The sequence below is a fragment of the Haladaptatus pallidirubidus genome, assembly GCF_020700235.1.
Taxonomy (GTDB): domain Archaea; phylum Halobacteriota; class Halobacteria; order Halobacteriales; family Haladaptataceae; genus Haladaptatus; species Haladaptatus pallidirubidus.
In genome coordinates this window covers 45,567-63,901 of sequence record NZ_CP085305.1, presented here as the reverse complement: position 1 = coordinate 63,901, position 18,335 = coordinate 45,567, and the positions used below count along the sequence as shown (strand labels likewise).

Annotated in this window: 23 protein-coding genes; 8 read left to right on the top strand and 15 right to left on the bottom strand. The window is 50.7% G+C overall.

The window, feature by feature from the left end:
* The first annotated feature begins 240 nt into the window (after positions 1-240).
* A complete protein-coding gene (locus LIX15_RS27230; protein WP_227778366.1) occupies positions 241-777 on the top strand; it encodes a hypothetical protein in 537 nt (178 codons plus the stop codon).
* Between the two features lie 480 nt (positions 778-1,257).
* Here LIX15_RS27230 and LIX15_RS27225 read toward each other — a convergent pair whose 3' ends face one another.
* From LIX15_RS27225 to LIX15_RS27190, 8 genes are all read right to left on the bottom strand, one after another.
* A complete protein-coding gene (locus tag LIX15_RS27225; RefSeq protein ID WP_227778365.1) occupies positions 1,258-1,440 on the bottom strand; it encodes a hypothetical protein in 183 nt (60 codons plus the stop codon).
* Positions 1,367-1,579 carry a SprT-like domain-containing protein gene (locus LIX15_RS27220; protein ID WP_265338465.1) on the bottom strand — a complete coding sequence of 71 codons (213 nt, stop codon included), beginning with the start codon at positions 1,577-1,579 and terminating at the stop codon, positions 1,367-1,369. Before LIX15_RS27220 ends, LIX15_RS27225 begins: the two co-directional genes overlap by 74 nt.
* A gap of 123 nt (positions 1,580-1,702) precedes the next feature.
* Positions 1,703-2,143 (bottom strand): NUDIX domain-containing protein, encoded by a 441-nt coding sequence (locus LIX15_RS27215; protein ID WP_227778364.1) that lies wholly within the window; start codon positions 2,141-2,143, stop codon positions 1,703-1,705.
* 182 nt (positions 2,144-2,325) lie between these two features.
* Positions 2,326-2,589, bottom strand: a complete 264-nt coding sequence (locus LIX15_RS27210) for a DUF8118 domain-containing protein (protein ID WP_227778363.1) — start codon at positions 2,587-2,589, stop codon at positions 2,326-2,328.
* A 149-nt stretch (positions 2,590-2,738) separates the two neighbouring features.
* Positions 2,739-3,932 carry an inorganic phosphate transporter gene (locus tag LIX15_RS27205; protein WP_227778362.1) on the bottom strand — a complete coding sequence of 398 codons (1,194 nt, stop codon included), beginning with the start codon at positions 3,930-3,932 and terminating at the stop codon, positions 2,739-2,741.
* A gap of 293 nt (positions 3,933-4,225) precedes the next feature.
* Complete coding sequence (locus LIX15_RS27200; RefSeq protein ID WP_227778361.1) at positions 4,226-5,245, bottom strand: DUF7972 family membrane protein; 1,020 nt, start codon at positions 5,243-5,245, stop codon at positions 4,226-4,228.
* Complete coding sequence (gene sp36 / locus LIX15_RS27195) at positions 5,246-5,452, bottom strand: Sp36 family protein (protein ID WP_227778360.1); 207 nt, start codon at positions 5,450-5,452, stop codon at positions 5,246-5,248.
* Between the two features lie 121 nt (positions 5,453-5,573).
* Positions 5,574-5,720: a DUF1328 domain-containing protein gene (locus LIX15_RS27190; protein WP_227778521.1), complete on the bottom strand. Its 147-nt coding sequence runs from the start codon at positions 5,718-5,720 to the stop codon at positions 5,574-5,576.
* 231 nt (positions 5,721-5,951) lie between these two features.
* On the opposite strand from LIX15_RS27190, the gene LIX15_RS27185 reads away from it, so the two are divergent.
* Positions 5,952-6,656 (top strand): DUF2270 domain-containing protein, encoded by a 705-nt coding sequence (locus tag LIX15_RS27185; RefSeq protein WP_227778359.1) that lies wholly within the window; start codon positions 5,952-5,954, stop codon positions 6,654-6,656.
* 168 nt (positions 6,657-6,824) lie between these two features.
* Here LIX15_RS27185 and LIX15_RS27180 read toward each other — a convergent pair whose 3' ends face one another.
* Positions 6,825-7,217 carry an SWIM zinc finger family protein gene (locus LIX15_RS27180; protein WP_227778358.1) on the bottom strand — a complete coding sequence of 131 codons (393 nt, stop codon included), beginning with the start codon at positions 7,215-7,217 and terminating at the stop codon, positions 6,825-6,827.
* Between the two features lie 175 nt (positions 7,218-7,392).
* Between LIX15_RS27180 and LIX15_RS27175 the strand changes: the two genes are divergently transcribed.
* Entirely contained in the window at positions 7,393-7,632 is a 240-nt protein-coding gene (locus LIX15_RS27175; RefSeq protein WP_227778357.1) for a hypothetical protein, read from the top strand.
* Positions 7,633-7,710: 78 nt separating this feature from the next.
* Here the strand turns inward: LIX15_RS27175 and LIX15_RS27170 are convergent, their stop codons facing one another.
* Complete coding sequence (locus LIX15_RS27170; protein ID WP_227778356.1) at positions 7,711-7,878, bottom strand: DUF1931 domain-containing protein; 168 nt, start codon at positions 7,876-7,878, stop codon at positions 7,711-7,713.
* A 1,133-nt stretch (positions 7,879-9,011) separates the two neighbouring features.
* On the opposite strand from LIX15_RS27170, the gene LIX15_RS27165 reads away from it, so the two are divergent.
* Both LIX15_RS27165 and LIX15_RS27160 read left to right on the top strand, forming a co-directional pair.
* Positions 9,012-9,326 carry a DUF8065 family protein gene (locus tag LIX15_RS27165; RefSeq protein ID WP_227778520.1) on the top strand — a complete coding sequence of 105 codons (315 nt, stop codon included), beginning with the start codon at positions 9,012-9,014 and terminating at the stop codon, positions 9,324-9,326.
* A gap of 12 nt (positions 9,327-9,338) precedes the next feature.
* A complete protein-coding gene (locus tag LIX15_RS27160) occupies positions 9,339-9,944 on the top strand; it encodes a hypothetical protein (protein WP_227778355.1) in 606 nt (201 codons plus the stop codon).
* A gap of 7 nt (positions 9,945-9,951) precedes the next feature.
* Here LIX15_RS27160 and LIX15_RS27155 read toward each other — a convergent pair whose 3' ends face one another.
* A complete protein-coding gene (locus LIX15_RS27155; RefSeq protein WP_227778354.1) occupies positions 9,952-10,233 on the bottom strand; it encodes a hypothetical protein in 282 nt (93 codons plus the stop codon).
* A gap of 149 nt (positions 10,234-10,382) precedes the next feature.
* Here LIX15_RS27155 and LIX15_RS27150 point away from each other — a divergent pair, with 149 nt between their 5' ends.
* The 3 genes from LIX15_RS27150 to LIX15_RS27140 all read left to right on the top strand — a co-directional run bounded on the left by LIX15_RS27150 (position 10,383) and on the right by LIX15_RS27140 (position 11,889).
* Complete coding sequence (locus tag LIX15_RS27150; RefSeq protein WP_227778353.1) at positions 10,383-10,895, top strand: hypothetical protein; 513 nt, start codon at positions 10,383-10,385, stop codon at positions 10,893-10,895.
* A 106-nt stretch (positions 10,896-11,001) separates the two neighbouring features.
* A complete protein-coding gene (locus LIX15_RS27145; RefSeq protein ID WP_227778352.1) occupies positions 11,002-11,232 on the top strand; it encodes an Lrp/AsnC family transcriptional regulator in 231 nt (76 codons plus the stop codon).
* A gap of 255 nt (positions 11,233-11,487) precedes the next feature.
* Positions 11,488-11,889 carry a PPOX class F420-dependent oxidoreductase gene (locus LIX15_RS27140; RefSeq protein ID WP_227778351.1) on the top strand — a complete coding sequence of 134 codons (402 nt, stop codon included), beginning with the start codon at positions 11,488-11,490 and terminating at the stop codon, positions 11,887-11,889.
* A gap of 190 nt (positions 11,890-12,079) precedes the next feature.
* Here the strand turns inward: LIX15_RS27140 and LIX15_RS27135 are convergent, their stop codons facing one another.
* Genes LIX15_RS27135 through LIX15_RS27120 form a run of 4 tightly spaced genes read right to left on the bottom strand, consistent with a single transcriptional unit; the run spans position 12,080 to position 18,071 of the window.
* A complete protein-coding gene (locus LIX15_RS27135) occupies positions 12,080-14,068 on the bottom strand; it encodes an FAD-dependent oxidoreductase (RefSeq protein ID WP_227778350.1) in 1,989 nt (662 codons plus the stop codon).
* A 26-nt stretch (positions 14,069-14,094) separates the two neighbouring features.
* The gene (locus LIX15_RS27130; protein WP_227778349.1) at positions 14,095-14,616 is read right to left on the bottom strand and encodes a hypothetical protein; all 522 of its coding nucleotides are present in this window, start codon (positions 14,614-14,616) and stop codon (positions 14,095-14,097) included.
* Positions 14,613-16,757, bottom strand: coding sequence for a hydantoinase/oxoprolinase family protein (locus LIX15_RS27125; protein WP_227778348.1), 2,145 nt, complete (start codon positions 16,755-16,757; stop codon positions 14,613-14,615). The genes LIX15_RS27130 and LIX15_RS27125 overlap by 4 nt, the downstream gene beginning before the upstream one ends.
* Before the next feature lie 3 nt (positions 16,758-16,760).
* Positions 16,761-18,071, bottom strand: coding sequence for a transporter permease (locus LIX15_RS27120; RefSeq protein WP_227778347.1), 1,311 nt, complete (start codon positions 18,069-18,071; stop codon positions 16,761-16,763).
* Between the last annotated feature and the right edge of the window lie 264 nt (positions 18,072-18,335).

The window sequence follows — 18,335 nt, the reverse complement described above, 5'->3', positions numbered from 1 at the left end:
CTCAGTGGTCCGCCAACCGTAGACTTGTGGGTTCGTATCCCCACGAACGTACCTGTTTCATATTAGATAGTGCTACTGACGCGTACAAGATGGAGAGCGCGAATCGGTCACCGGTCCCCCTCGTCTGGTGAGGAGTCGGGTTAGTAGCGACAGACGAGCGAATTATCCATATCCAACCGTTGTTTCTATAACGTTACGAGATGCGCCTTCTAAGCACCGCCCGTCGGAACAAATCAACCTATGCCAACTCTAGAAATTCACACCTTCGAAACGTATGACAGCTTTGCCGGGGAGTGGCATTCGGAGACGCTCTCCGATACAGACATCTCCCTCGAGGACGCCCGCGACCGGAGGCTGCTCAACGAACAGGGTACTCGCCAGTTATGGCAGTTACTGGGCTTGCTCGACGACGAGGAACTAGTGATCCAACTCCCCGAGTGGTTAGCCGATGAGAAAGGCGATTTCACGAAGAAGGCCACCCCCACGATGTTCGTCGGACGCGTCACCCGCGAAACCGAGAAAGCTGTCCTCTTCGAGGACTCAGCGGTGGTCCGTTCCCTGATGTCGCTCGCCCATCAAATCCACTCATTAGAAAACGGGCTCTCGCGCACTGGTGACGATGACGACCGTCACGACCAGTTAGAGAGCCGTTTACGGGAGAAGCAGGCGGCGTTCAGAAAACGTGAGGAGATGGTTGGCTTCCGGGACGAATGGATTCCGAAATCGCAAATCCAACTCGCATTTCAACGGGAGGGAACGGGTACTCATCGACCGTAGTCTGCGGTCCTATCGAGGTGGCCAACTGAATCGGCCAACCACTAGGCTCCTGATGTGGGCAGCGATAACCATGCACAGCTAGCTACCAACTGTTTCATTGCGGAGGGACTGAAATGAACGCTGACCGTCTACTGTATCCATCCTCTGTATTCAGCACATCATTCCTGTCTCGCTCGGAGATCTTCAGCAGAACCGTGTAGATTAGTATACTATACTAACCTACGTTAGCCCCTGTATCTGCATCTCATTCGTTCGTTTTTGAATGAGGGAGAGCCAAAAGCATTCGGGGGAGTTTGTGAGGGTCAGCGAGGAAATCCGTCAGCCACACATCAGGGCGTGGTGGGTACAAATCGCCCATTGCAAGCAATCCATCAGGGCCAGCAATCCGATGCCTGCACGGACTCAAATGGACCCGCGACGGGGCAGCCACCGTCATCGTCCCAACAACCCGCTGACAGCGGTGACACCGATACTCCGCCGTCATTGGCCTGCACTCTCCCCAACGCGGAGCGACCCGCCGTAATCGCCGCAATTGTGCGTCTCAGGGTGTTTCACGACTTTCGAGCGTTGGTAGCGCACGAGTCTGCCGTCACAGTCTTCGCAAATCACCCACCAGTTCGGCGATGTGAACCGCTCGGCAGTGCTGCGTTGTGTCGAGTACATCGGTCCAGCGGGCGAACGTTCGCCCGTGATCCGCGTCGCCGAACTCGTGATACTGCCATGCGTGGATCAATTCGTGGCGTACGGTCGAACTGAATTGTTCCCACCCGTGTTTCTCGTAGGCCGCCCATGTGAGCGCAATCGTGATCGCCTCCGTTGTAGGGTCGTACTTCGTGACGCCTACCGGTGGGCTTGGTGTGAGACCTCCCAGTCGATTGCTTCGACCGGTAGATCCGGGAAGTGTTCGGCAGATCTCAAACGGCTCTTACTCGGAATTGCGAAGCTCTTCGGTGCAGTCTACAAAATGTTCGACGAACTCCGGAATGTCAGTTCGGGTTTTGATTTTATCATAGGAAACCCAATGCACTGCAGCAACTTCGTCGGGAGCTCGAGGATGAGCATCACCCGCCACGTACTCACAAAGGACAACAATATTGAGACAGTTAGTACCGTCGTCGGCCTCGAACGTTGTGCTACAAACATACTCGACATCGCCGATGTCGACACCGACTTCCTCATAGAGTTCTCGGGTGGCTGTCTTCTCAAGTGTTTCCGTGCTTCCAGGCGGTTGTTCGACTTTACCTCCCGGGAACGACAATAAACCGGCAGCGTGGTCTTCACTTTCGCCGCGTTCGATGAACAGGTACTCATCGTCTTTGACAACGACACCATCAACGTTCACGACGTACCCATATTCTTCAAGCATTATCGACAAAATAGTAATAAGACTCAATAAATATACTGCTTACTTCGTACGTTTAGCTAATGGCTGATTTTGAGCAATATTCAGAGGGTTATCAGTCGTTGCATCTGCGCACTCGGTCAGCGTTCGCTGAGCAACATCGGACAGCGTCGTTTGGCGTGACAGAAATGAGAAGAGTAGGAGGGTTAGCAACAGTCGGTAAGTGCGCTCTTCCAGATGGCTTCCGCGCCACATCCGTCACACTGCCAAAACGTGTGATCGACGTTGCTGTACTTGTCGTAGCCGGTGTATGGGGCACTGATACGCTCGTCGTCCGATGGGAACGCCTCAAGGGTGCCGTCAGCCGTTGCGATTTCGACGCCCGCCATGTGCTTACAGAACGCGCTCCGGTGAACGTGGTGCGGGCACGTACAAGCCATCACGTCGCCGGTCACGTCGTCCAGCGTCACGACGTATTGGTGGTCAGCAGGTTCTCGTGGCTCTCGATGGTGACGTCGATGAGTCCAGGGGCTTGGATGTCGAAGGAGAACTGTTCTGCCTATGCGCGTTTCTGTGCTGTTTCGTCAGCGTCACGGGCGGGAATGTTCAAATTAAAGTGTCAAAATACTACTTGAACTAGCCACATTGTCCCATAGCCAAGACCAATTGCAAGCACTAGTGAACCGAGCCACGCCAGCACAGTATAGAGCATCTTCTGTGTGCTCATACCTGCACCACCAACCACAAACCCACTCCCCACAACTGCGCTGACGATGACTTCGTTAAACGACACTGGTATCCCAAACAAGACTGCTGTCTGAGCAATTGCAAACGAGGGAATCAACGCGGCAATCGACCGACGTGGACCCAGTGATGAATAATCCTGTGCGATTGCTTTAATCATTCGAGGAGCACCCATCCACGAGCCTGCTAACAACCCAATACCGCCGAATACCAGTAGTGTTATTAGTGGTATTGTGATCGAGAGCGATGCATCATTGAATGCCGCAAGTAAGGGACCAACGGCAAGTCCAACCTGACTACCACCTGCCGAAAATGCGACAAGCCCGCCGAGTGCTAAAAGAAAATGTTGTTGAGCCGCTTCGACGTCAGAGTTGAGGTCCCACCGAAGAAGGATTGTGAGAAAGAGCGCAAAAAGAAATGAAACAACTACTGTTCCGATGGTCGGTGCCACTGGAATTCGCGTTGCAATAGTCGCGGCAATCGATGCACCACTCGGAGCAGATCCCAGAAGGGTAAACGGAATATTTGCCAGAATAAGGCCAACAATGCCACCGAGAACGGGAATACTATAGCGCTCCGGGATATTCTCATTTCGCAATAGTCGAGCTGTGAGGTATGCGATACCACCACCGACGAACGGAATGAGTACCCACAAGGTCGCAATCTCGATATACGCAGGCCAAACAGGGGTCCCACCAAGGGCTAATCCGACGCCAATGACAGCACCGGTAACCGTGAACGCTGTTGCAATCGGATAACCTGTGAAGATACCAATCACAACGAGGCCTGCTGCGAGTAAGAGAAGAATTGTCGCTGCTGATGCAGTGAGTGAAATACCACCAACTAGGCCAGTCCCAACTGCATCTGCGACATTTGCCCCTTGAAGCACGGCACCAGCGAATCCAAGAATACCGACAATAAATCCAGCTCGCATTACGGAAATAGCACGAGCCCCGACTGCGGGTGCAAATGGAGTTGATCCCGACGAACCTGCGCCAATCGTCCACGCCATAATAAAGCTTGCACCACTAGCAATAATGAGAAGTAGTAATTGTCCGGGATCGACCATATCCAAATTATCCGTTCACTGATGAAGAGTATTTGGTTTGCGCCCGAAGGCAAAAAGAAATATTGGTCTGTATGTTGTATACCTGTCGGATGCTATGAAATTGCAATTGGTAGGAGAAAGACGTAGAGGAAATGAAATGGGAGTTGTGCGGATTCACCTGCTGCTTTTTGTTCTGGCTGTTCCCTCATTACTTCTTGACTTTTACCCATCATTCCGAATATAGTGACTATCGACAGTTAGTTAACTATAGTGGCAATTTATTTCGCAATATTACTTAGATGATTTGTGAGCTATTATCGTTGAGATTCACGAAGGATAAGCGGGCCAATAGCAAGTGTTCGTTTCGCTACCGGTGCAATCCGAAGGATATAGGAGGTAAAGAGGAGGAATGGAATGAGTGTCACTGTAAACGCTCCGCTCACGACCCATGTAATAGTGGGAATCGCAAGGAATGTACCGCTGAAAGTTTCCGCTCCAACGAAGGTCAGCATACCACCGGAAACGATGAGCGCTGGAATCGCTGCATAAAGAATATATTGGGAGAGGTTAACGAGCGCCCACTGGAAGTACAGCGTCTTAATGTGTTCTCGGGCTGGACCGAACATAGCCAGAGCTGTTTCCAGATCATCGAAGGCCAGTTGTTGGTTATCGCTCAGTGAATCGGCAAATTCGTCAGTCATTCGTTCAACTTGGTAGATCTTCCATCCATAGTTGAAATTCAATGCCGAAAATAGAACATCAAAAGTTCCAAACTGGGCTCCCTCGAGTTCATCTTGGACTTCTTTCGCGTTTCCATGCAGACTATCGACGAACTCGGAAACTTGGCGGATTAGTTCATCATCGTCGTTCTCCCCGACCAAGCGATCGAGAACCTCTGCTCGTCGCTCAGTTTCATTCACGAGTTGACCAAGAAATTTCGAAGGATCGGCTGGGACGACAGAGTTGAACAAGTCTCTGGTGTAGGTGCGAAAGTCCATCGCATCACTCATCCGCTTACGCTGGTCACCTAATGGCCCGTTTTCTTGTGAGAGAACAAGCTGGCTGATTGTAATGACCAACGTTGTTCCGGTGACGATGACACCGATCATCGCAGAAAAAATCGTTTCAATTGTGTCGGTTGATTTGATTTCGCTCGGAAGCGATGGATTGAGCGTGAGACTGAAGACGAGAAATGACAGGAAGACAAGAAGGGCAAGTAATCCAGTCAGAAGAAACCGGTTCATCCGAAAGAGGATCCATATTTTGAGCCGACTCTCTTCGGACCGTCCTCGCATCGTATTTGCAGTCCCAATATCGCTCTCGTTGTTACTCATTTATTCCTCCATATCAGCGTCCAGCGGTCGTTTTAGAACGAGGTACTTCGTGCCACCGCCCTCATACTCAATCGTTCCGACGAACTCCCATCCGTCAGCTCCAAGTTCGTTGAGTTGGTCTGTGGGATCACTCGCTTCCTTCTGTGTTTCCTCACGTGGTGGTCTAAGGCTGCGGTACTCCCAGTGAGTAGCGTTCTGGGCACACATTAGCATACTCTTCGATCTTTTATCATATTAGCTTCATTCAGAAGTCACCATCATGAAGAAGACCGTATTCAACAACGTAGGATAATATTATCAAATGGACAATTTATAAATTTCCCAATGTCTATAGTAAAAATGACAATATTGCAAGAACAACGAAAATGATCACGAGCCATTTTGCCACCTCCATCGACAGGCCAGCAACACCTCTCGCTCCGAGGACACCGGCGATGATTGCGAGGACAAAAAACGCGATTGCAAGTTCTATGATTGCCATAGATAGTATATAAGATATCCAAGTAGTTAACCATCTCGCCAAGACCGAGAACAAGCACCAATAGACAGTAGAATGTGTATCATTCCAAAGGAGAGAGTGAGGGAGTAACTCGGTGAATCGCAGCACAGAAGATAGATGAATACAGCAAGGACACTACGATTAGGTGTATATATTTGGGTTCTGGTAACGCTGGTTAAGCCAGTGGATAGCTTCTAGACGGATGTTATGGGGGAAGAAACAGACGAGTTCAAACCAGAGGGGAAAGAGGAACGCGATGTGGCTGAAAAAGCGGCATACGATCGCTCTGAGCTGCTTTCGCTACTCCAGCAGTACTATCGTGGCGAGATGTCTCAGTCAGCAACCTTTCTTGGCCGACTCGATTTGACTGTTGATTGGGCGATTGCGGTTGTTACAGCGATTCTTGCGTTATCATTCGAAAGCAGAGGGTCTTATTTGCTTCTGATTGGAATGGTTGCTCTCACAATGTTTCTGATTTTTGACGTACGCCGGTATCGTATGTATGATGCCTATCGGGCACGAGTCCGTCTTATCGAAGAAAACGTCCTTGCGAACGCATTCGACCCGGAAGGATTACCACTTACGAATTGGCGCGAAGAGATCGCTAACGATCTAAAACATCCCACGTATAAAGTGTCATATTTAGAAACACTAGCTCGTCGCCTCAAACGGATTTATCTGCCATTGTTGGTGCTGCTTGGTCTCGCCTGGCTCTTCCGTATCACCATCTTTGTCCCTGATGAGACATGGAACGAAACAGCAGCAATCCCTGGGATTCCCGGTGAAATTGTCGTCAGTATTGTCGGAGCTTTTTATTTAGTCTTATTTGCGCTGGCGTTCTGGCCGCGTGAGCGGAAAGCGAAAGGGGAGTTCCATGGGCAAGCGTCAGACGCGTGGAAAAAAGCAGACTGACTCTTCTATTCCAACATTCATAGTAAATAGATATGAGATGCACTTTTTCTCGAGTGAGGATTCACGTTCGCTGGTTGCTGTATCCCCACGTTCCACAAACATTCGCTGGTCGGTGAGATCCGAGAACGTTAATCTGCATACCTGGGATAAAAAGGGCTGAAGCGGTGGTTAGTTCGGCAGTTCCTTCCGTCCTGTTCGCACACACGGCCAGCACGGGAAGCCACCGAGGCCATCGCAGTCACAGTCTTCGGGTTCGGCATTGTCTTCGTAGTCCTCTGACGGGAACGCATCAAGTGTTCCGTTGTCGGTTGCGTTTTCGACCGCAGCCATGTGCTTACAGAACGCGCTTCGGTGGACGTGGTGCGGGCAGGTACACGCCATCGCATCGCCCGCCACGTTGTCCAGCGTTACGACGTATTGGTGGTCAGCGGGGTTCTCGTGACTCTCGTTGGTCACTTCAACCATTCCGGGGGATTCGACGCGGAAGCCGAATTGTACCCACTGCGCGCGTTTCTGTGCCGTCTCGTCAGCTTCAAGTTCACTAGGCGATTTCGTACTCATGGTCTTTCCAGACTGCATTTTGGAAGACCGGTGCCGGGTGTTACAGCACCCGGCGCGTTTCCACACGCCCGAGGGCACCGTTTTTCCTACCTATTCCTTATGGGGCATGGGTAATGAAACCACCGTATTCCTTGCAAGGAATAAGATTATATTGTGCGAAAATGAAAGAGTAGATATGACAGAGAACGATGAGAGGGCGCGTAATGAGAGCGGGGAATATGTCCAAGAACACACTGAAGAGGCCGTCTTGGAGATCATGAAACCGCTCGAACCCTACATGACGAGCGAGATTGCGGACGAGCTTGGATGGTCACGGCGGTCAGCCTATAACGTTCTTACTCGACTGCATGAGAGCGACGAAATTCGAAAGAAGAAGCCTGAAGCACGGCGCGTGATCTGGATTCGATCGGAATAGTAGTCCGTCAGTAGGGAAATGAGTGCTGTGTAGCGACGAGCGAAAAACAGGTTGATGCTACAGTGAAGCGGTGAACCGCTACAAATCGCGCGGTTGGACGGTCTTGCGATCGTTTTCCTCGGCTCGTCGGGCAGCGTCGTCGAGAATGGAGGCGACTTCGTCATCAAGTGCATCGTAGAAGTCACTCGCCACATTCTGGTCTTCAAGCTGGTCTTTCACTGCCGCTTTGACAATCAAATCGACCATACAAGCGCCCAGAGGGGATAATACTACAAAAGACCAGTGGCGGAATAGTTGAAAAAGGACCAGTAATTCGGATCACTGATGACGATATTCTTGGAGTGATTCGTGAGGCCGAGTTTCCAGCTGTGACTGCTCGGTGGGTCGCAGATACGGTTGCAATGGAACGGTGGCCAGTACATCAGCGGCTCGAGGGGCTGCATGAACAGGATGCATTGTAATGTGGGAAATTGAGTCCGCGGATGGTTATCTGGTGGATTCCGGAGGAGGAATGAATAGATTTCCCGGTTCACGAAGTACGTCGAAAAACGTAGTCGCAGACAGGACACGTTCGTTCGAGTTCATCGATCACGCAATCACTAGTATTACCGGTCCATCCACAGTCAGGACATTGAGAGAGGCTAGGACTCATTTCATTCCTCAACGGGTTCCTGTACCAACTACTTTGGGAACGCAAGAGATGTCCTGAATCGACGACGGGATTGGCGGGTATGTCTCCAAAGTCACAAGTACATTTAGTATTATTTATCGAATTTTAATAACTTGGGTCTAAGGCTGGATAGAGGCGTTCTATTCCGCGATATTACCTGTGTGAGCCCATATCGACCCACAAACCTAAGGTTGGATGAGTAACAAGAATCAGAATTACTCGGTCAAATCCTGTGTTCAGTCGTTTGAAGCTGTGAAAGGCTGCATTTATGATTTCAATCCAGCCTTAGAATCCTAAGGCTGGATTCTATGGCCGGAAACCAGCCCTAAGCGATTCTATGCAATTTTAAAGCCGTCAAATGTCGATCTGTACCTCCAAATTCTTCCAAAGTAATAGGGGGTACGAACAAGTGAGACGAGGATCGACACTGATGGGAAAGTCAAGAGGGCAAGACTGTATTGAACAGCTGTATTTTCACTGTTTGAGAACAGCGTCTGGCAGTAACTCGCTGATGACTAGCGCCCTCGATAACGGAGACGGCCGGTTACCTGCTAGACGTATCAACATGGGGAGTCTCGTTAAGTGGTTGTCGGAGGGGGCAGCGAGTGACGAATATACCGCTGAACCAATCAGATTACTATCCATTTGTCAGTACATGACCACACACGTCACAACACTTTTCACCCAATACCACATAGTAAGAGCACGTATGAGCAGTCCAGGATACAATAAGAAAATTCAGTTTCGGGCCGGGGCAGAAAAAGACGCAGCCGAGGTCCTGAACAACGTCCATATGGGTGGAATCAACACCAGCGAGCTCGCCCGTGAAGGACTGATCGAAATGCTACGCCGCATCACCACCGACGAAGACAAAATCGCGATCTACGAACAATACAGTCGAGGCGAGATCTCTGAGGATATCGCCCGCACACTCCTCGGAGACGAACTCGACCATATGGCCGAGGAACGTCGCGACTTCGAACAAGCTACTCAGCTGGACACCGACCAGTTCTTTCAGGAATAGTCCCCTTTACCCATGTCCTCTTCTCCTGTTCACCCAATTCTGATAGACACCAGTGGGTTGATTGCAGCTGCCAACACCAAGCTCTGGCCAGAAGTCTGTGACAACCTAAAACTGACAACAACCAACGTCTGCGAACACGAGCTAACCCGACACGTCCGTGACAAAAACGAGTACGCACCGGAAGACAGTCGAGAATACCAACTCCACCACGGTAGCCAAAAAACGCTTGACGTCATGGACGAAGAAGACGTTCCGATCACCACCGTCAACTGCGTACCCCGCCCACATGGAAGCGATGCTGGCGAAGAATCGCTTCGACGTCAACTCTCCCAAGACCCTGATCCATACAGTCTAGTCATTCTTATGGACGCAGACGGTCGTCGGTCAATCCGAAGGACAATCCAAAGCCAAAACGAGTCGATACCTGTGGTCGGTCCCCCCTACCTCTTTTACCTGCTCAAGGACAAGGGCATCATCAATCGGCAAGAGTTCTGCGAAGCCTGCGGAGAAATGATTGATAACGAAGGCTGGACAGGATACAAAGCAGTCAAAGCAGCGTGGGAAGGAATCCCGGTCGATTGTAGTGACTGCCTTGACGACCGACTCCTCCCGCCATAGTTAGTGGTTACTCCTTATTGTGCAGTGCAGCTGCAATCGCTTTGAGCTCTGGCTTCCGGAACGCGTTTGACGTTTGTTCTGGGTTATCGTCGTCCAGCTCACCGATTTTCCAGAGGATTCCAGCCCGCATTTGGGGTTTGGATGGCAAATTGTGGGTGTCGATATCGTAGTTTACAGCTGTACAGATTGCTGCAAGGGCTTCTTTGGTGAAGGCCGTCGATTCAACGCGTTCGTATCTCCCGACGGCCTGTCGAATGTCGTTGCGGAGTTCATTGACGGTTTGTGTCATAGAGACAATGGTGGGGGATTCGTTGTGTAGGTTCTGGTTTTTACTGAACAGGCTATAGAGGACGATATCACACTGGAAGTGATCCCCAACGGTGCTCAACGGGCAATTCATTGCTCATATTTAATAGTTTGTAAGCTGCATCAGCAGGTATGGTGGGGAATTCGAATACAAATGAAGAAGAGTCAATCAGGGCGTCATCGGACACGCGTGATGAGTTGCGGACGATAGGCTTTCGACTTCGCGAGATTCAACGATTGTTGGGAATGCGCGTGAAGCAGGAAAATCGACGACTTGAGACCGAAGGAATTGACCCCGTTTCATCAACTAGCTTCTTTAAAGATATAGATCGGTTAGGGGAGATTTCACAGACCACGATCAATGAAGCTGTAGATTCGCTCGGGAATCTTGGCCTTGGTGACTCCGTTCGTGGAACTCTTAATGATGGAACCACAATCGAAGGAACAGCGAGTCCGATTGACTATACCCCAACCGAACATCTTCGGGTAGAAGTTGAATCGGTCGACGATTCATCTCTTCGGTATGAACTTCTCTCTCATTATAAATCTGGAAAATGGGAGCCAATTCGAGTGCGACGGTATCGAACCGGTGATGACGATTGGATTCCCCGTGGTGTAATCGCGGAGATTCATGCATCAGGTTGATTATCACAAATTTCTACGGTCGCTACAAGCAGCACTGTGGCCCTAGTCGGCGGGGGGACAGTAACATTTTGGTAATTGCTCTTGTCTAAGGGGTGGTCGAGGGACAATGGTTACGGCTTACGTCTTAATCAAGGCAAATGTGCCAACGGTGGATCAGATACGAGATACGATTATGGAAATCGACGGTGTCGAAGACGCCCATATCGTTGCCGGAGACGTCGATATTATCGCAAAAGTTGTTGTTGGGAGCCCAGCGGATGTTCGGGAAATCGTTGCGTCCGGTATCCTGAGTATCGATGGGATCGAACACACCTACACATACATGGCGATGGAATGAACCTTTGAGCCCGCGGACGAACGTCTAGACGTCGTTATTCAACGATTCAAGAATCAATGCGATAAGGTTGCAGACTCAACGAGCCGGCGCACACTACACGTCAAACCGAACTGTTGATGAACAACTCTAGAAAATCGGGAAGTGGGTATCCGGGAGATGCGCTAACTGACCAACCTGACTTGCCCACGAATCGTGGTTGTACAGTGGTAAACAGCACTGTTAAGCCGTTAGCAATCGTTCTAAAGAGTTGATACCATGAGTGTGTTTACCGACGAGGAAATCGCATATTTAGACGAGCAACGACTCGGACGGCTGGCGACCGTTGGAGCAGACACCCAACCGCACGTTGTTCCCGTTGGATTTCAGTACGATGCCGACGATGACACGATCCACATTGGCGGCTTCAATTTCGGCGAGTCCAAGAAGTTCCATGACGCCGAAACGAATCAGAAGGTTGCGTTCGTCATCGACGATCTCGCCAGTATTGATCCATGGGAACCCCGCGGCATCGAGATCCGTGGCCGTGCCGAGACGTTTCGCGAAAATGGAACACACCTTGGCTCGGGCTATGATGAGTCATGGATACAGATCCATCCAGCACGAATTATCTCCTGGGGAATCAGCGAAGACGGATCCCCCAGCAGTCGGCCTGTCTAGAAACGCTTCGGTTCAACCGATACATCATCTCTTCGGGAAAAACAGACTGAAACTAGTTAGTTCGGCCTGTGCGCGTTTCTGTGCCGTATCGGCCCGTCCTATATTGAACAGAATCTGCCCCTTAGTCGTCGAACTTGGTTGCAATCAAGTAACTAAACTCATTGACCAACCCAGAATCGGGTCAATTCAGCTACTTACTACCACCATGATCCCTGAGAATTCGGTAGCAAATAACACTTGCATGGCCAATTGAGATGGGATCATTTGGTTCAAGATCTGATGGAAGAACCGATGACGGTAATTCATTCTCGTGTAGTTCAGTTCGTAGCAACTGGAGAAAATCACCCGCTGTGAGTAAAGAGGTGTCTGGTTCACCGTCGGACAGCTCTTGTGCCAATGCAGTTGGCTCCTTACCGGGATTAGATAACAATGCAGCAGTATTCTTGCTCCACTGTTGAGCACGCGATCTCGTCAGCTTCGTCGTCGGTAGGGCATTATATGAATCAAAGAAACCTTTCGAGCCGAGATACTGAACTGCGGGAATCCACGATTCAGAATTGAATTCAGAATTGTCAATGTCATTGAAGAATGAATACATAACACCGGATTCACCGAGTGTTCGTTGAAGTTCTCTAATATCGATATCAGCAGGCGGAACCTGCTGTTGCTCGGCAAGTGCAGCAGCAAAACCCGCCGATTCGCCGATATGCATCCAAGTAGGTTCTAAGCGGATCGTACCGTAGGCAACGTGCGTCGCTGACAGCGGGACGGGTGCCAGCAAGTTGTCGATGGTTTTCGGTAGCATAGATCGATAGGGGATCTGTGACGGGCGTGTGACCTGTGATGCATAAAAGAATCCCTCTGGTTCACTTCCCAATTGTCGCTCAGTATGACAGGCATGAGAGTCCAGTGGATACTCAGCAACGGCCACTGCATCCGACTTGATCGGCGTGCGCTCTAATCCAGGGGCATGGCGTGCATCGTTTTCAGTGAAGACAGTTCGCCCCTCTAGTCGTCGCGCCTCTCGAATGTAGAGTTGCCACGGGAAATTGTCCGTATCCGTAAATTCGTCAGTGGCAAGTCCCCATTCACGAGCGTTAGATTGAATTTCGTCGGGAACAGCATCATCGTTCTGCAAGAAATACAGAAGCCCAAGCGCATAATTGCGGTGTCGCGTTGCAATTTCGTCACGCCGGTTCCACCCTGCATCCGGATAATCGTGATTTTCGCCAGGGAGGTCGGCCGAGTTCATATCGGCTTTCTCGTTCGGGAGGTATCGGAGTAACAGATACCGGCGCACACCGCTCTCTATGATCTCATCTAGCTCTTCAAGATACTCGGATCGGTCGTATCCGTCGGGTTCGTCCGGAAGTCGCCTCGTTTCTGGATCCCGGCTTAAGCAGAGACGATAATTGTATGCTTGAATAGCGTCATCTCCCTCACCAGTGCTCTCCGGATAAATTTCTGTGAGACCCGCTGGATGCGGGACAATATCGAGATCGCCTTGCTGTTTATTTGCGGGCACATGAAGAGGTCCACGTCGATCCATCGGTGCAGAGTCGTCGCCGTCGCCGACCGCGGCTCGCGGATAGTACCGATCACCACGAATTCCAGTGAACAGTCGCCCTGCGAACTGCTCATTGAATTCCGAGCGTGATTCTCGACCAACACGATACGCTGCACCAGCAACCGCCATGAGATCACCCTCATATGTCGCTTCGATGAATGTCGAACCAGCAACTTGGAGGGTTGAATCGCCGTCGAACGCTTCGAACGTAACTTTTTGAATAATAGATCCGTTTCGTGTAACCGCTGTCGGTCGATACCCACGAGATACGGTCAAGTTCGGCTCATTCGCGACAAACTCCTCGAAAATCTGCTCAGCGACGTGGGGTTCGAAAATATAGCCATCTTCGGAGAACTCGTACTGTCTTGAGTCTTGCCCGTACTCTGTTCGATAGTGGTCACGAACTGAAGAGAAGAACTCGTCGAGAAGCGGTGCTCGAGATTTTTTGATCAGCGTATCTGTATAGCTCAATCCCCCGGCCATCATCCCGCCGAGATGCTGGTTGTAGGTGACGAGTAATGTTTGTTCACCGTTTCGTGCAGCACGTACTGCAGCTGCAATTCCACCTGCGGTTCCTCCGACAACGACGATTGGGTAGTGATCTTCAGTCATAACTGCGTAAGTATTCTGATTGATTTCTATTGGGATTGCTGAGCGAACGATACAACCGACTCTGGAACCAATGTAGTAGCGAATGAGTGTGCGGCACACTCCTCAAGGCTACGTCTCGACGGTCTGGATGTTCTTCTGAGCGGAAGCCACCGTAGTACGCGTTCAATTGGACTATATTGATCTCGCCACTCCGGTGGATTCTGTTCTAACAGATAATGGGCTAACTCGTGGCTACAAACGGCTTCCCGGAGAACAATTCGGTCGATGTCAGCAGTGTCGGCGACTCGGTCAATCTGTGCCTCGTACAGGGTGATAACGTCGTCCGAGTACGTCCCAAGTAATTGTACTGAGTCGAAGCCGTCCCACGTGTCCCGGTTAATTTCAATATCTCCCTCAAGGGCAATCTGAAATGGGTCGTTCGTTCCATGTTTGTCGCGAATATTGCGGGCACGGTCTTGTCCAGTTTCTTTCGCACGCTGGATCCACGACAGATGTTCAACACCCGAGGCTGTTATTTCAGTCCCCGTGGGATTAGGTACCTGGCTCATGGCTTCTCCGCTAGAATCAGGAGTTGTTCTGAGTCCGGAATCTCCTCGAATTCGACATCGAGCAGCGAGTGGATCTGTTCACGTGACGAGATGCCGCTAACGTCTAACAGTTGATTACCATGACAGATATAGAGGTTCGGCAACTTGGCTGAAGCGTTACTAAATACGGATTCTTCGTCCAGTACCTTGTCGACCACCTTAGTGAGAAGTTCACCAGTCGCTTTGTACACTCCTGCATCGTTAAGCTTGAGTTTGACGACGCCACTTTTGTCGAGAACAGCGAGTCGTTGAGTACCACTGGACACGAGACCGAAGAATTTTGAACTCGTTTCTTCGGATTGATAAACCGATAGCCTCCCAATCGAAGCAAACTTTTCAATGGTTTCGGCCTTAGCATCGAGGCTTGAAGCTGCTGTTTTTCGGAGTTCTGACTCGTCAACTGTCCCTTGGGAGAGGTCACGCGTTTGGAGTTCCGTCGACCCTTCAGCCTCCGCGCGAAGCAGGTTTCGGGAGCTATCGTACTCGACTTTTGCTTCAACCGTTTCTTGGCTCGCTCCCATACCAACTACAGAATCGATGGCTTCCCGTCGTAACTGCTGGATTTCGTCCTCACCAGGATCCATGACGTTCCGCTCGATAACGTCGCGAACCATCGCCAACCCAACACCAATAGTACTGATTGTCTCATGGTTGTGAGCAAGTCGTGCTTCGTAGTGGGTTGTTGCGGCCAAATATGGGACCAAGGCAGCACTCCCCCCACCGCCACCGACTAGTTCGAGAAGTTTTGGGTCAAGATCGTACTCTTCTACAATAGATTCAATGACAGGAATAATTTTTCCGATACTCGCATCAAGCACCATCTCAGCGGCCGTCTCAACGTCCACGTCTAATTCGTCAGCAAGTGGTTCGAACGCACGTCTGGCTGCCTCTGAATTTCCGGCTGCATAGGCTGTTTCGTCGACGTACCCGAGCAAGTTTGCCGCACCGCTCGGCGTCAACGCGTATCGATTCCCATTCGCCGTTTCGATACCAACGTATTCAGGGTCGTTCGGTTTCGGGCGAAGGCGGATAAGCGAGGGTGACTGGATTTCGTCGGGATCAACATACACTGCATACGGAATATCGGCGATATGGGCACTTCGAGGGCCAACTTCTGCGATTTCGTCGCCGTCAAGACGAATCATCGATCCACCGGCAATCCCCTCAGTTCGAATGTCCAGCGTCCGGAGGAAAGTTGTATGACCACCGATTTCGGCGGAATTCCATTTCGGTTGTCCCTTCTCAATGACGCTGATGTCGCTACTGGTGCCACCAACTTCGATAAAGATACCGTCGGTGATGTTCTCATACATCAACGCGCCGGCAACGCCTGCCGCCGGGCCGGAAAGGATCGTTTGAATAGGACGTCGTTGCATCTCCTCGATTTCCATCACGCCACCGTCTGACCGCATGATCATGAGCGGGGCATCGATCCCCATTCCGCCAATGCTCTCAACGGTCGAGCGCGATGTTTCTATCATCCGTGGAAGGATACTCCCGTTAACGACCGCCGTCCGGGTTCGAACTTTGAGGCCATAGCGCTTCGAAACAACGTTCGCACCGATTGCAGCGAGCCCATCCTGGCTCACAAGGTCGCATACCGCGTTTTCCGCAGTCGGGTCGTCGACGCTGAATGCCTGACTTACGACAACGGCTTCAACGTTCTTGTCCGCAAATCGCTCGAGAATTGGCTCGATCTCGTCAGTTGGTACCCCGTCGTCGAGCATCACAAATCCGTGTTCAGTCTCGATCGTTTGGTTATTATCTAGCGAAATGGTGTCGATTTGGGTCTCGGACCGACCGCGTCGACCTTTCAGACCGCGACCCATCCCGAGTACGCCGACCTTTGCGACGTCGCCTTCCAGAAGCGCATTGGTCGCTTGTGTTGTTCCGTGTGCGATGAACACAACGTCATCAGGAGTAACTTCGACTGATTCGAGTATTGTCGAGGCTGCCTCAACGATCCCCGCGGCGACTCCGGCATCCGCATCGTGGGTCGTTGGGACTTTTACTTGATCCAGGACCTCGAAGGTCGTGGTATCAATCGCAACTGCATCTGTAAACGTTCCACCGACGTCAATACCGATTCGTATCTGTGTCATGGATTAGAGTCCGAAAAGATACACCGAAACGATAACACCCACTCCGGCGGTAAACCATGCGAATGGGAGAATGCTCTTAGTGATATCATTGACATTAATCTCCATTTCGTCTGCAGTCCACGCATTGTGCGTGTTCGTTGGGTCAGCCGGCGCTTGTACCCGAAGCGCACTCACTGCGGTAGTCGTGATGAGAGCCGGATTGATTCCGATTGCGGCGAGAACACCGATAATGCCGCTTCCTAGGCCCCACAGGTTCAGTGGCCCCCTGTACAGCGCGAGGGGAGCAAGGACGATGAACATCGCGGCGTAGAGTATCATATTCTGAGGGATGATAAGTCTGAGTAATGGTTCCATCGTCGCTGCCACGGGCTTGGCGAAGACGGCTTGGAGAAGCCACCCAATCGCCACCATCAGCGCGATTGCTGGTGCGGCGTCCGAAATCCCCTCATGGAACGCGTATGTAACTTGATTTAGTGTCTGTTTCATGTTTTTGAATGCTCTGAGTCCGGGCTTGCTTGTGATGGCCGCATAGAGGATACCGACGACGAAGGCAGGAAGAACAGGACTGCCAGCAACGACCAACAGAACTGGGAGAACTGGTGCAAGAAGTGCATATGTCGGAACGGTCGATTCGAACTGCTGTTCGATTTCATCTGCCGTCGATCCGACGTCTTCGGCGTTCGTCGCCCAGGTCGCCTGAATGTTGCCCCGTCTTGTTTGGAATCCGATATACGCGAGCCCCGCAATCAACGCGGCTAGACCAGTTGGAAGCGCCCACACTAACACCTGCTGTAAATCTATCCCAGTGACGTCAGCATAGAACACCCAGTTAGCTGGGTTAAACATGACCCCGTTTCCATATCCCAGGAGAACGATGCCAGCGGCAACCTTCCGCTGAAAACCGATGCTAACCATGATCGGGAAGACGATAGTTGCGATCATAATGAATGCACCCAATCCCGAAATGCTCGTTGAAATGACTGCGACGGCGAGGTAGAGGAGTATCGAAACGACGATCGCATTGTCCCCGCCGAGTTCGGCTGCAGATTTGACAATCTCCTCGGCAATACCGGTTTGTTCGATGATCGCGCCGAGTGCTGCACCAAAGAACACGGCAACGAACGCTGCTGCAAGCTCCGTTGATCCATCTACAATTACCGTATTAATAATTTGATCAGCTCCCAACCCACCGACGACGGCGATACCTATTGCCATCGCAGCCAATGCGACGAAGGTGGGCACCAGCTCTGTCATCATTAGAATCCCGAAAATTGCGAATACGACGATTATTCCAATTGCTCCGATAAGCCCCATGTGGTCTAAACACCGACTCAACGTGGTAATAGACGATATATAATACTATCTAATATATTATTATAATTTTTATATCGAATAATAGGTGTATAGCGTTTACAGAAGGATATTTCCAGTCGAAACAGAATGGAACCGAGATATGGCAAAATACGTTTTTAGCTCATACAAAGAGGGATCAAGAGGTTAACGACTCTCTATTGGTGTGTTTCTAATTCAGTCTATCCAGTGGTAGAACATATTTATTGAAATATTACCATAATTTTC